This is a genomic window from Sporomusa malonica (assembly GCF_900176355.1).
In the GTDB taxonomy this organism is placed as follows: Bacteria; Bacillota; Negativicutes; order Sporomusales; family Sporomusaceae; genus Sporomusa; species Sporomusa malonica.
Genome location: NZ_FWXI01000019.1, coordinates 35,391 through 48,798, shown reverse-complemented (window position 1 = coordinate 48,798; position 13,408 = coordinate 35,391). Strand labels below are relative to the sequence as shown.

12 protein-coding genes and 1 riboswitch are annotated in these 13,408 nt (G+C 44.5%); of the genes, 1 reads left to right on the top strand and 11 read right to left on the bottom strand.

Annotation, left to right across the window (positions count from 1 at the left end):
* Nucleotides 1-77 precede the first annotated feature (77 nt).
* From B9A22_RS18525 to B9A22_RS18490, 8 genes are all read right to left on the bottom strand, one after another.
* Nucleotides 78-2,423: a xanthine dehydrogenase family protein molybdopterin-binding subunit gene (locus B9A22_RS18525; RefSeq protein WP_084577426.1), complete on the bottom strand. Its 2,346-nt coding sequence runs from the start codon at nt 2,421-2,423 to the stop codon at nt 78-80.
* Between the two features lie 22 nt (nt 2,424-2,445).
* The gene (locus tag B9A22_RS18520) at nt 2,446-2,910 is read right to left on the bottom strand and encodes a (2Fe-2S)-binding protein (RefSeq protein ID WP_084577425.1); all 465 of its coding nucleotides are present in this window, start codon (nt 2,908-2,910) and stop codon (nt 2,446-2,448) included.
* Nucleotides 2,903-3,781 carry an FAD binding domain-containing protein gene (locus tag B9A22_RS18515; protein WP_084577424.1) on the bottom strand — a complete coding sequence of 293 codons (879 nt, stop codon included), beginning with the start codon at nt 3,779-3,781 and terminating at the stop codon, nt 2,903-2,905. Before B9A22_RS18515 ends, B9A22_RS18520 begins: the two co-directional genes overlap by 8 nt.
* 292 nt (nt 3,782-4,073) lie before the next feature.
* Complete coding sequence (locus B9A22_RS18510) at nt 4,074-5,669, bottom strand: sigma-54 interaction domain-containing protein (RefSeq protein ID WP_084577423.1); 1,596 nt, start codon at nt 5,667-5,669, stop codon at nt 4,074-4,076.
* 263 nt (nt 5,670-5,932) lie between these two features.
* Entirely contained in the window at nt 5,933-7,129 is a 1,197-nt protein-coding gene (locus B9A22_RS18505; RefSeq protein ID WP_176215592.1) for a GGDEF domain-containing protein, read from the bottom strand.
* Nucleotides 7,130-7,332: 203 nt separating this feature from the next.
* Nucleotides 7,333-7,980 carry a 3,4-dihydroxy-2-butanone-4-phosphate synthase gene (ribB, locus tag B9A22_RS18500; RefSeq protein ID WP_084577421.1) on the bottom strand — a complete coding sequence of 216 codons (648 nt, stop codon included), beginning with the start codon at nt 7,978-7,980 and terminating at the stop codon, nt 7,333-7,335.
* Between the two features lie 98 nt (nt 7,981-8,078).
* Nucleotides 8,079-8,223, bottom strand: a riboswitch (FMN riboswitch).
* 115 nt (nt 8,224-8,338) lie between these two features.
* Entirely contained in the window at nt 8,339-8,896 is a 558-nt protein-coding gene (locus B9A22_RS18495; RefSeq protein WP_084577420.1) for a flavodoxin family protein, read from the bottom strand.
* 66 nt (nt 8,897-8,962) lie between these two features.
* Nucleotides 8,963-9,154 carry a DUF1858 domain-containing protein gene (locus B9A22_RS18490; RefSeq protein WP_084577419.1) on the bottom strand — a complete coding sequence of 64 codons (192 nt, stop codon included), beginning with the start codon at nt 9,152-9,154 and terminating at the stop codon, nt 8,963-8,965.
* Between the two features lie 170 nt (nt 9,155-9,324).
* On the opposite strand from B9A22_RS18490, the gene B9A22_RS18485 reads away from it, so the two are divergent.
* Nucleotides 9,325-9,693 (top strand): winged helix-turn-helix transcriptional regulator, encoded by a 369-nt coding sequence (locus B9A22_RS18485; protein WP_084577418.1) that lies wholly within the window; start codon nt 9,325-9,327, stop codon nt 9,691-9,693.
* Nucleotides 9,694-9,893: 200 nt separating this feature from the next.
* Here B9A22_RS18485 and B9A22_RS18480 read toward each other — a convergent pair whose 3' ends face one another.
* The 3 genes from B9A22_RS18480 to hypD all read right to left on the bottom strand — a co-directional run bounded on the left by B9A22_RS18480 (nt 9,894) and on the right by hypD (nt 13,408).
* On the bottom strand, nt 9,894-10,529 hold the full coding sequence (locus B9A22_RS18480; protein ID WP_084577417.1) for a flavodoxin family protein: 636 nt from the start codon (nt 10,527-10,529) through the stop codon (nt 9,894-9,896).
* A gap of 210 nt (nt 10,530-10,739) precedes the next feature.
* Complete coding sequence (locus B9A22_RS25570) at nt 10,740-10,886, bottom strand: DUF1922 domain-containing protein (RefSeq protein ID WP_176215591.1); 147 nt, start codon at nt 10,884-10,886, stop codon at nt 10,740-10,742.
* Between the two features lie 146 nt (nt 10,887-11,032).
* The gene (gene hypD, locus B9A22_RS18475; protein WP_084577416.1) at nt 11,033-13,408 is read right to left on the bottom strand and encodes a trans-4-hydroxy-L-proline dehydratase; all 2,376 of its coding nucleotides are present in this window, start codon (nt 13,406-13,408) and stop codon (nt 11,033-11,035) included.

Genomic DNA, 13,408 nt, shown 5'->3' with positions numbered 1-13,408 from the left:
ACGACTTGAGGTTAAATTCTGCTTCCACTTAATCATTGTTTGATTTCCGGCACACCTACTGGTGGAAAATAAATAAATTAAGCATTCTGCCTTTCGTGCAGTCTGGCCAAAACTTTCTCCGGAGTTATTGGCAATTCCGTAAACCGCACCCCGATCGCGTTGTATACAGCATTAGCAATAGCCGCAGCTGTGGGGATTAGTGTCGGTTCTCCAACTCCTTTTGCGCCAAACGGACCGGTTTGTTCAGGCTCTTCCACGATAAGCGGGTACATTTCCGGGATATCCAGCGCGGTTGGCATAAGATATGTAGCCAGATTTTTAGTCAAAATCTTTCCCTCACTAACCTGTATCTCCTCTGTTAGCGCATAGCCCAAGCCCATCGTACACCCGCCTTCAATCTGGCCTTCTATATTAATCGGGTTGATGGCCTGTCCCACATCGTGGGCGGCAACAATCCGGATAACCTCAATTTCTCCTGATTCGGTATCTACGTCAACTTCAGCAATTTGGGTCGCGAATGCATATGTGGCATAGGGTATACCCTGCCCGGTTTCCGGATCCAAACCGGTTGTGTCCGGATTAAACCAACCGTGCCCCAGCGTAAGCTTACCTTTTATCCGGCATTGAGCAATACAATCAACCAGCGATACCGATTGGCCCTTGCCTTTAGGCGATAAACCCAAATCAAGACGGCATTCACTTAGGCAATCTGCCAAAAATTGCGATTGATCAGAATCAGCCCTGACACAAAGTTCCTTATGGCCTACAACCACGTCACCAGGAGCAACCCCTAACATGACTGCAGCCATCTCAATAAGCACTTTTTTTGCCTCTTGCGTGGCCAACCGCACTGCGTTGCCGGAGATATATGTCTGCCGGCTGGCAGACGATGCTCCGGCGTCAGGAGTAATCCCAGTATCAGCCGAAACCACGCGGATATCCGCCATATCTATGCCAAACTCCTCGGCTACAATCTGCGCCAAAGTAGTATCAGACCCTTGTCCAATGTCAGCACAACCAGTTAAGATAAGTGCTGTGCCATCATCCAGTAAATTGACATAGGCTCCAGACGGATTGGGCAACCCAGTATTACCGATGCCATACCACATTGAGGCCATGCCGACACCGCGTTTTTTCTGACTGGTTACGTGCGTGCACTGACTGTTTATAATCGGTTTCGCAGCTGCTTCAGTCTTTTCTAATGTCGGAACAATACCGACACTCTGCTTTAACTCCGCCCCTGTTGCTGTCACTGCACCAGGACGTAACGCGTTCAGCAGTCTGATCTCTAGCGGCGAAATGCCTAGTTTCTCCGCCAGTATATCCATTTGTGTTTCATGGGCAAAAGCGACCTGCGGTACGCCAAATCCGCGCATGGCACCTGCCGTAGGGTTGTTAGTATATACCGTGTGGGCGTCAATCGTAACATGCGGAATTTCATATGGGCCGGTTGCGTGCACTGCAGTCCGGGTAAGCGTTCCTGGCCCATATGACGCATAGGCCCCAGTATCACCGATAATCGTGCACTCCATTGCCAGCAGTTTGCCATTGTTATCAGTGCCTGTCTTCATCTTTATAGTACAGGGATGGCGTTTAGATGAGTTAATAATCGACTCAGTCCGCGAATAGACAAGCTTTACAGGACGTCGTGTTTTCATCGCTAGCAGTCCTAGATGAACCTGCACCGAGATATCTAATTTTCCACCAAAACCCCCGCCGGTCGCAGCCTGAATCACTCGTACCTTGTCGAGGCCTACTTCGAGATTCCGAGCTACCTCTTTGGCATCAAAATGTGTGTTTTGTGTAGAAACCCATATGTTCACTACGTCACCATCAAGTTTGGCTACCCCTGCTTCTGGTTCAATATAGCCGTGTTCTACCATTTGCGTCCGGTATTCTTGTTCAACAACCACCGCGCACTGCCTAAAAACCACGCCAGTATCACCTTTACGAATCTTACGGACTGCTAATATATTGCCATCTGCGTATAGCTTTGGACTGCTATCTGTCATTGCTGCCACAGGGTCAAAGACCGGCGGCAGCAATTCGATGTCAGCTTCAATAAGTTCCAGTGCTTTTTCTGCCAGCACCTCGGTCTCGGCCGCAACCAGGGCCAACGGATCACCTATTTTGCGGATTTTTCCATTGTCTTTGACAAGTACTGGCTCATCCTTAACAATCATCCCTGTACTATTGGACCCTGGTACATCCTTACCTGTCAGAATAACCACCACGCCTGGCATCGCCTCAGCTTTCGACACATCAAGCGAGCGTAATATTCCATGCGGCACATTACTACGAAATACCTTTGCATATAACATTCCGTCAAAATGAATATCAGCGGCAAATTGAGCTTTCCCTAATACTTTATCAACCGCATCCAACTTTTTCACCGACTGTCCCACGATCCGATATTGGCTCAATTTACTCACCTCCCCAGACCTATTAACTGTTTGCTACCTTTTCAATGGCATTGATTATTTTGGCATAGCCGGTGCAACGGCACAAATTCCCCGAAATATGTTTGGCTATTTGCTGGCGCGTTGGCTGTGGATTCTCATCTAACAGCGATTTTGCACTAAGCAGCATGCCTGGAGTACAAAAACCGCATTGTACAGCGCCTTCGGCAATAAATGCCGACTGCAACGGATGCAGTTTATCATAAGTACCCAACCCTTCTACTGTAAGCACCTCATGCCCCTCTACCTGCATAGCCAGTATCAAACAGGAATTGACTGTTTTACCGTCCAAAAGTACTGTACAGGCTCCGCAGTCGCCTTCACCACAACCAATCTTCGTACCTGTCAACCCCAACCGATTGCGCAGCATATCGACTAGTAGCAGGGTCGGTTCTACTTCAATTTCCGTCTTTTCCCCGTTTAAGGTAAACGATATGCTTTTCCTACTCAAAGCTACACCCCACTTGCACACGCTCCAGCGCTGTCACTAAACTTCTGAATACAATAACCCGCGCCAAGCGGGTGCGGTAACTCGCCTTACTACGCACATCGTCAATTGGCTTAATCAGCTGTGCTGCGATTACACCAGCCTGAGCAAAGACCTCAGCATTTGCCGGTTTGCCAATTAGCCATTTTTCTAATTCATATAAACGAATGGGGGTAGGCGCTACTGAACCAAAGGCGATTCGAGTATCACTGATTATGCCGTCAGCTATTTTCACCCAAGCAGCACAGTTAATAATAGCAATAGCCAGCGCCTTCCGCTTACCAAACTTCAAGAAAGCCGCCCCTTCATCAGGTTTAATCTGCTGAACTTTAATCTGTGAAATAAATTGTCCTGGTAACAAGCAAGTTCGCCCTGGCCCTTGAAACACATCAGCTAATGGCATTTCCTGAAAGCCGCCCTCACTAGCGATTTTCACTTTAGCATCAAGAGCTAACAAGGCCGGCACGGTGTCGGCAGCAGGCGATGCATTACAAATATTACCTCCGACTGTTCCTCTATTTCTAATTTGTGGTGAACCAACCTGTCCGGCGGCTTCTGCCAAAATCAGCGCCTTTTTATTGACTAGTGCTGACTCTGTTAAAGCAGTATGACGGACAAGCGCACCAATCCACAAATAATCGTCTTCGTCAGTAATTTCATGCAAAGCGTCAATACCATTTATATCAACCACTGCTTCCGGCATTGGGCGTAGTAGTTTTTCTTTCATTTTTACTAATAGGTCAGTACCACCAGCAAGTAAAGCATAGCTATGCAGCCCACCTAGAGTGTCTACCAGAGCTTGAATGCTTTTCGGATTATAGTAAGAAAATTCCATGAATAGCTCCACCCCCTTGATTTTGGACTTGCCTAATTATATTTGCAATTATCATGCCAGATCGTCGAAAAAACTTATATATGTGCAAAACAGGTAAAATAACGTCATCTTATTAGATATCTGCCTACGCTTTCCCTCACTTGTTAAAATAGAATTAAGGCTATAAATAAAAATGCATTTCAATTGTGAAATGCATTTCAGAATAGTTACCGCAAAAGGCGGCATTATCCGCTTTTATTGCATTTTATTTTTGCAATGCATCTTACATAATCGCAATTACCGCGACGGTCTTTCACTTTATGCTTACATTTGTTATGATTCCTAATTCGACCATCTTGCGCCACAGTGTTGTTGTACTAACACCCAGGAGTTTGGCCGCTTCTCTCTTAGCCCCGCCCGTATACTTCAGAGCCCCAATGATTGATTCTCTTTCCACAGCAGCCACCGATTCAGCTAAAGTACCGATATGTTGCTCGTACTTTTTCTGCGATATTGGGCTATGTATATAATGAGGTAAATGGCTTATTTCTATTGTGCTTTCGTTAATGCTCACAATGTTCATGATATATTCAATACAATTTTTCAATTCACGAATATTACCTGGCCACTGATACCGGCATAAATGGTATACAGCTTGTTCTGAGATTCCTGTAACAAATTTACCTAACAGATTATTAAACTCACTGATAAATATTCTGACCAACGCCGGAATATCTTCTGATCGCTCCCGCAAGGATGGAACTTTAAGTTCAACAACATTCAAACGATAATATAAATCATTTCTGAAGGTACCGCTATTTATCATTTCAACTAGATCCCGGTTGGTCGAGGAAATAACCCTTACATCAACCCGGAAAGGCTTCCCACCGCCGATGCGGGTAACCTCCCGTTCTTGCAATACACGCAGTAACTTGCTCTGTAAATTGAAGTCCATTTCGCTTATTTCATCAAGGAATATTGTCCCGCCATTGGCCTGCTCAAACGCTCCAGGACTCCCCCTTTTTTTCGCTCCGGTAAATGCACCCTCTTCATAACCAAAAAAACAACTTTCGATCAGTGACTCAGGCAAAGCACCACAATTAATAGCGATAAAGGGTTTACTCCGACGTTCACTGGCATTATGAATTGACTGGGCAAACAATTCTTTACCTGTGCCGGTCTCACCGGAAATAATGATCGACGATATTCCCTTAGCAACAAAAGCTGCCCTACTTTTCATTTTCTCTATGGCTTCGCTTGAGCCGATAATATCGGTAAAATTGTAGCGGGCATATTGGAATTTTTTAACCTCTTCCATTAATTTTTGCTGACGGCGTACACCCTGTTCATTATTAAATCCGAATCCAAATTTTCTCGTTATAGGGATCCGCACCGCTACAGCACCCATCCCTGACATAGAATCGCCAATCACCGGCCGCTGGCTCTGGATGGCTTGTTGGGCAGCAACACTCACTTTTCCAATATAATTAACATTGGTTTGACCATCAACTCCGACACTGGCTACCCGTCTTCCCTCTTCATTAAAAAGCACCGCCTCGCCGCCAGCAACCCTGGCAATAAATGGTAATGCCTGCTTCAATGATTCCTCTAACTCCTGCTCACATTTCAGCCGTTCAAAATTGCTTGCAGCAAGTACATATTCTCCTAAAGGTAAGCTCCAGGCTTCAGCCCCCTCAGTAAGCTGTGATGGGCCTACACTGACATTCCCCGTACTGCCAGATTCCTTAGCTAAGTTAAATATCTTGCCCTTTAACGTTTCAACCTCTTGACCCTGTGAATCGACAGTCTTAATCCGGACACCGTCCTTATCAGTTACAGTGGCATACCCACCAGTAATACGTGCTATTGGCAACAGCGCTTGCAACAAACATTCAAGTAATTCAGACATAACAACACTCCATCTCAATTATTTTCACATATTCCTTTTCCAGCCAAGAAATGAACTACAGGCAAGCGACCAAAAAAAAAGACCTTCTCACGAATTTTGCGAGAAAGTCTGCAGTGACTAAGGTACGTATTATGTTTAGTTATTATGCATTTCTTTTATTCTAATGTACATTATATCCTCTGTCAAGCGATTGAATTCACTTGTGCGTGTGGAGTCAACTCCCCTCACCGCCTTCTCCCAAACACGAACCAAGCAGCCATTCTTTACTTACTCACACAGTTCCGTCCCTTTTTCTTGGCACGATAGAGGGCCTTGTCAGCGGCTTTGATTACTTCCTGCGTTTGTTTATTCTTGTCGCTGCGTTCTGCTACCCCCACACTGATAGTTACGAAGAGCTGTTTGAGCGATGGCTTTTTCTTGGTCTTTTTCTCTTTGCTACCCCGGTACGCGTAGGGAGTTTTTTCTACTGCAATGCGCAATTCCTCTAGGTAGGGTAAGGCATCCGCAATTTTTGTGTGAGGAAATACTATTGTGAACTCTTCACCGCCGTAACGGAAGGCTTTACCGCCTCCCGTCACCTTTTTAAGCACAGATGCCACCAGGCGCAGTACTTCATCGCCGGTATCATGTCCGTAAGTATCATTAAACTTTTTAAAAAAGTCTATATCCACCATCGCGATTGTATATTCGCCTCTTAATTTCATTAGTTCCTCTTTAAGGGCGCGGCGGGCAGGCAAGCCTGTCAGTTCATCCAGGTAAGCCATTGAGTAAGAATCCTGTACTACAGCTATGATAAGCATAATTTCAGCAGCACAAAAGAAAATAGGAATCGCTAAAGGCTGATTTTTCAAATGCAGCGCAATCATCGAAGCAACTAATACGGCTAACAGTGCATTATCCAGATGTGAGCGATTCTTTAATTGCCTTCTTACAATTAACAAGAATGCCATAATATAGGCAAAAATTGCCGATTGCGGAATTGCGGTGCCAGCAAACGTATCAGTTAGAATCTCTGTAGAAAAAAGGCTAAGCAAAGAGGCATCATTTGATATGGTTGCCAGGGAAATATAAAATGCTTGAAAACCAATAATGCAAAAACGACCTAAGCCCCAGGCATTGAAAATACCACGCTCTTTTAGTAAGGAAAAAACAAATATATTAATAGGCAGCAGGATACAAATAACAGGATAAATATCTGCTGGGACACCGGGCATGCCAACATTGGCTGCAGCCAGCTCACTCAGAGCATACTGCGAAAGAGCAATCACTATAGTAATGAAAAAGACCCGACTGCGATTAAACCACCAGCTCAGTAGTAGAGCTACAGCATAAAGCGCATATGAAAAATTGAATATAATCGCAGATAAAGAATTATCTATACTTATCCGGAAATAAGCTATAAGCGTAACAACCAACACTCCAAAAGGAAGCGTGGCAATAATTGACCATATCTTTGCCATCAATTTGCTTATCCTTTCATATTTCGCCATAAATTAAAGCCCTTAGAGTACCCATTATACCAATTCCGGCATTTACTGTCATTACTTATGTCTACAGACTGTTTATTCATAGTGAGTGTCACTTGAGTACCTAGCGAGGTGGCTCCTAGAAAAAATAAAAAGCTTCAAGAATAACATATTCCTGAAGCTTTTTATAAGAAATATTAATGGTCACTCTTGCGCCGACGATAAGCAACAATATCTTCTACAGTCACAACTGGCATATTATTTTTATTAGCAAAGGCTACTATTTCAGGCAACCGGGCCATTGTACCATCTGTATTAGTAAGCTCACATAATACACCATAAGGTTTTAGCCCAGCAAGCCGCATTAAATCAACATTAGCTTCTGTATGTCCTGGGCGTTCCAGGACTCCGTCAGCACGTGCCCTCAGTGGAAATATGTGCCCTGGACGCCGGAGATGGTCTGGAGCTGCATCATCCGCAATCGCCGCTTTTATGGTTGCTACCCGATCAGCCGCCGAAACACCGGTAGTAACCCCGGTTGCAGCCTCAATTGAAACTGTAAATGCAGTCTGGAAATGGCTAGTATTATCCTCAACCATCATTGCTAAGGCTAATGCCTCTACCCGCTCCTCTGGCAAGCACAAGCAAACAATGCCACTGCCTTCGCGTATTAGCATCGCCATCTGTTTTTCCGTCAATGATTGAGCTGCAAAGAAAATATCTCCTTCGTTTTCCCGCAGTTCATCATCAGTAACTAAGATTCCTCGACCATTACGCAGCGAGTCAAGCGCCCGCTCAACCCGCTCTTGGGAATTGCCAAACTGTGTAAGTAAGTTCTGATTCAAAGTAGTCGCCTCCAATTTTTTAGTCGACTCACCCGAATCAGGGCGTTTTTGGACAGACAGCTATAAGTAATATCGTATTTAAATAATAGGTGTAACTGTCCTATCCTCTTTCATCCGGACTATTACCGTCGGCTCTGGCCTCTCACCAGATCTGCTGACCTCCTATATTAGGAGCGCTCGCGGGCTCCCCAGTATTCCTGGGATACCGCCGGTGGGGACTCGCACCCCGCCCTGAGAATAAGTCTATTTATAGAATACTCCATTTCCTTACATTGTCAAGATTAAACAAGTGAAACATAGGAACATTTCTATCCGGTAATAGTTCTCACATCATAACAATACTTTTAATAGATCCGGGTTACTCGACAAGCCAGCCGCCCAGCTGTCTAGCTTCTTCTACCACTGTAGTTTGACTGAGCAAATCTTCTGGCTTACGTGTCCCCCCGGCGATAAGTATTTTATAATCTCCGAAACCGAGGAACAAAAGCATCTTGCCCATGTGCTCAAAATAGTGGTGAAACGCAGACGTATCAGGTCTCCCCTGCGTAACCGCGAGCAACACCTTCTTACCTGGAGTCAAATAGCTGGAATAGTCGGGTTTTAGAAAGGCATACAAACGATCGACTGCCAGTTTTAATTGTGCCGTCATCTGCCACATGTACACCGGGGTTGCGAAGATAACTCCGCTGGCACTAGCGATCTCATCATATAACTCTTGCATGTCATCCTGCAGGACACAGCGACCTTGTGCTTTGCAGGCGTAGCAGCTTTGACAGCCTTTGATATTCATACTATTTAAATTGTATACCTTGACTTGAGCCCCGCGATTACCAGCACCCTTACTAATCTCGTCTACCAAAGCAGCAGTACTCCCCTGTTCACGGGGGCTACCATTGATAACAACGATCTTTTGCATACACATTCCTCCAACCACACTGATTTCCGGTACTACAGCCCTCTTCATAAAAATATTCCGGAAAATTTATACCGCTTTGTTTAGATCGGCAATCAACGCCTCAATATTGATACCATGTGCTTGGGCACCTTGATCAATATTTTCAAAGCGAGCTGCTGCACAGCCAAAGCAACCCATGCCATAGTTACGAAATACCTCAATCGTCTTTGGATATTGCTCAACAACCTCACCAATACCCATTTCTTTTGTTATCATCATTTCACCCTCCTTTCAACAGAAAAAAATCTCTACTGTATTTACAAATGGTTTCCTGCTATAATAATATCTGCTAATGCAACAATCAGCAAGTACGCACTTATTTGTATCATAGTACCCTTTTATATACCATAGACTGAAAAAGTTTCATTCACAAAACGAGGAGTGGTTTCATGATCAAATTTAAGAATACCGAGTACCAGTGTTCGATGGAGTTAACCTTAGACCTCATCGGCGGGAAATGGAAAGCGCTTATTCTGTGGTACTTAGGGGAAAATACCCTGCGGTTTAGTGAACTAAGGAAAGCATTGCCTAAGGTCACCCAAAAAATGCTGACCCAACAGCTCAGAGAATTGGAAGAAAGCGGCCTGGTCAAACGCTTCATCTATACGCAGATACCACCCAAAGTAGAGTATTCTCTCACCGAGGCAGGCAAAAGTTTGTTGCCGATCTTAGCCACCCTCTGTCAATGGGGACTTAACTACATAAGTCAGCTTGAACCAAGTACCAGCAAACATAGCTGCCAGGCGTCAGAACAATAGTTATTAAAATATAAAGAAAACACGGCTTGCGCCGAGCCTTGGCGAAAGCGGAAGCCGATGCTGCCCTTATCCAGACGGAAAGTTATACTTTCTTACAGGAAAACAAAGTGCCTCGCCTATTTTTGCCGAGACACTTTGATCTAAACCTGACGACATTCGCTTTGTCACTTTATATGGCCGCTATCATCCATAGTGGGACTTCATCTAATGAAGTTTGTCATTTTCTTCTTCTCAGGCAAAACAGGTTCTACTTGAGATTTACCTGCAGCCAACACCTTTAATAACCAAGCCATATTCTTTCCTAAGACACGCATGATTTGGCTTCCTTCTTCATCTTTTAACGCTTCTCCAGGCATGAGACCATGAGTTACATTCCAGTAATTCGACGTCGGCATAAGCATCTCAGAATACATGATATAATGGTTTAGTGAATCGAAGGTCGACACACCGCCTGAGCGTCTTACGGCCACTGCTGTCGCACCAACCTTATTCCGTAACATGGAATTATTGACAGAGGTAACAAAAAATGCTCTGTCTAAGAACGATTTCATTGTTCCTGCAATGCCAGCATAATACACAGGTGATCCCAGTACTATTCCGTCGGCTTCTTTCATCTTTTGAATCCAATCATTCACTTCGTCAGTATCGATTACGCAGCGTTCATTCTGATTTTTTACGCACCCCATACAGGCAATGCAACCGCGAACGGCTTTGTTGCCAATATGAACAATTTCAAATTCAATTCCTTGCTGCTTTAGTTCTTCACCGACTGCGCTTAGCGCCGAATAGGTATTACCCTCTTTGCGTGGACTACCGTTAAAAGCAATAACTTTCATACTTATCCTCCTTGAATTCTCTCTGCACATCATTAGTGCAGGATGTTTTCCTTAGCACATAATATATCTTACAAAACAGATCTATACAAGTACGCACTTTTCGGTAACCATACTTCCCCCCTTGGTAGTGAAGCTAACCAGTATGACAGTATTATATGTAAAATGACCCTCTGCAATCAGCAAAGGGCCATTCTACGGAGGATACTACTCTTATTTATTAACACACCCAAATTGTCCTGGTTGTTGAGCTACTGCAACAATTTTACCGCCACATTTTTCACATGTCTCTGTTTTTTTTCCTTCCCGGGCCTCAAGAATCCAACCACATTTCTCACATTTGTAAAAGATATCTGCCATTGGAATTCCCCCTTGTAATATTTTCCTATTTATAACTATTCCTTATTGATTGCACTTATCCTTCTTGAAATTGAATGTATTTAGTATACTTTTTTACTACAAAAGACCGTTGCGAGAAAAACTCACAACGGCTTTATTATTTAGAGTTAGAATATAGTTTGCTCCGTCCGGTCGATAATCTCATCTTGGAGTTCTTTCGACAGGTTATGAAAATGGTCACTGTAGCCCGCAACCCGTACAATTAGATCTTTATATTCTTCAGGATTATTTTGGGCATCTATCAGTGTCTTACGATCGATTACGTTAAATTGAATGTGGTGACCATCCAGATTGAAATAGGTTCGTATTAAGGCGGCCATATTTTCTAATCCCTGTTCACCGGCCACCACTGATGGGGTAAATTTTTGATTTAACAAAGTGCCCCCCGTCCGCAGGTGGTCCATTTTCGCTGCCGATTTGATCACTGCAGTAGGCCCTTTCCGGTCAGCACCTTTCTCTGGCGAAATACCTTCAGACAACGGTTTGCCGGCTAGTCTGCCATTAGAGCCAGCGCCCATTACCGAACCAAAATATACGTGGCAAGTGGTGGGGAGCATATCGATGCGGTATACCCCGCCTTTCATATTCTGTCTGCCGGTAACTTCGTTGTAAAAGGCGTCAAAAGCTTCCATCATAACCTGGTCAGCGTACTCATCGTCATTACCGTATTTAGGCGTCTTGTTGTGTACAAGATTATATATATGTTCATGTCCGGAAAAATTCTCGTCAATGGCTTTCATCAATTCTGCCATGGTAAACCGCTGCTTGTCATACACATTGTATTTAATTGCCGCAAGGCAATCAGTCAACGTACCTATCCCAACCCCCTGGATATAGTTGGTGTTGTATCTGGCACCGCCGTTGTTATAGTCCATTCCTTTTTTTATACAATCGCTGATGATAATAGACAAGAACGGTACCGGCATCTGGGTAGCATAAATCCGCTCAATGACGTTGTTACCCTGTATTTTGATGTTGGTGAAGTGATGGAGTTGCTTCTTATACGCAGCAAAGAGTTCTTCATAGGTATTATAATCAGCCGCATGGCCTGTCTTTAAGCCCAGTTGTCTGCCGGTATTTTTATCAAAACCGTTATTTAAGGTAATTTCCAATATCTTAGGCAAATTGAAGTAGCCGGTCAAAATATACGCCTCTTTACCAAAAGCCCCTGTCTCCACACAGCCGCTGGCCCCGCCTTCACGGGCATCAGTGATTTCTTTACCTGCTCTGAGCAATTCCTGAATGATGGCATCGGTATTGTAGAACGCCGGCTGCCCCCACCCTTTGCGAGACACCTCACAGGCTTTTCGCAGAAAGTATTGGGGGGTCTTTTTGCTCACTTGGACGTTAGAACTTGGCTGAAGTAATTTCATTTCATCCATGGTCTCCAGAATAAGATAGGAGACATCATTAACCCCATCTGCACCCTCTGACGTGACCCCGCCTGTATTAAGATTGGCAAAATCGGTGTACGTGCTGCTTTCCTTCAGCGTGATGCCAACCTTCGGCGGCGCAGGCTGATTGTTGAATTTAACCCATAAGCACTGCAAGAGCTCCTTAGCCGTATCCCGGGTGAGTATCCCTTGCTCTAGGCCTTGCTGATAAAAAGGCCAAAGATGTTGGTCAAGCCGCCCCGGGCTTAAGGCATCCCACGGATTGAGCTCAGTAGTCACCCCAATATGAATAAACCAATACATCTGAATAGCTTGAGCAAAAGTTTCGGGCTTGTGAGCAGGCACAACCTCACAGTTATTGGCAATCTCCAAAAGTTCTTTTTTTCTAGCCGCATTTGTCTCTTTGTCCGCTAAACTCCTGGCATATTCAGCATAGCGCCTGCCATAGGCAATAATGGCATCACAGCAAATTTTCATTGCTTCCAGCTGGACCTTCTTCTCATAAGCACGCTGGTCATTGTAGCAATCTAACGAATCAATGGCTTGCTCAATTTCAACGATGAAATCTAGAAAGCCCTTTTTATAGAATTTCCCGTCGGCAACTGTGTGTCCAGGACCTCTCTGCTCCATAAACTCGGTAAATATGCCACTCTCATAGCATTCCAGCCATTCAGGGCTCATTCGCTCAAAAATGAGCTTGCGCAGAGAACGGGTTTGCCAGTAAGGTATGATCTTTTCCGCCTGAACTTTTTTATCCTCATCGCTTACCCGGAAATAGATTTTTTCCCGACGGTTCATCACGTCAAGGTCCTCCATCGTGTGGCAGCACAGTTCTGGGAAACTTGGTGCGAATTGCGGTCCTTCGCCCTTTTCGCCAATGATCAATTCGCCTTCATTGATACATAACGTTTTGTTTTCCATAATGTATTTAAAAGTCAGTGCCCGCAAGATTGGGGTTTCAACAGTGCCGGCGTATTTTTGATAAGCCTCAGTAACTAACACGGCCCGTTCGATCGACAGATGAGGCTCGGCAGTTAAACTCTGCGTTCTTAGTTTTTGTATTCTCTCATTCATTCCTTTGGCTTCCAT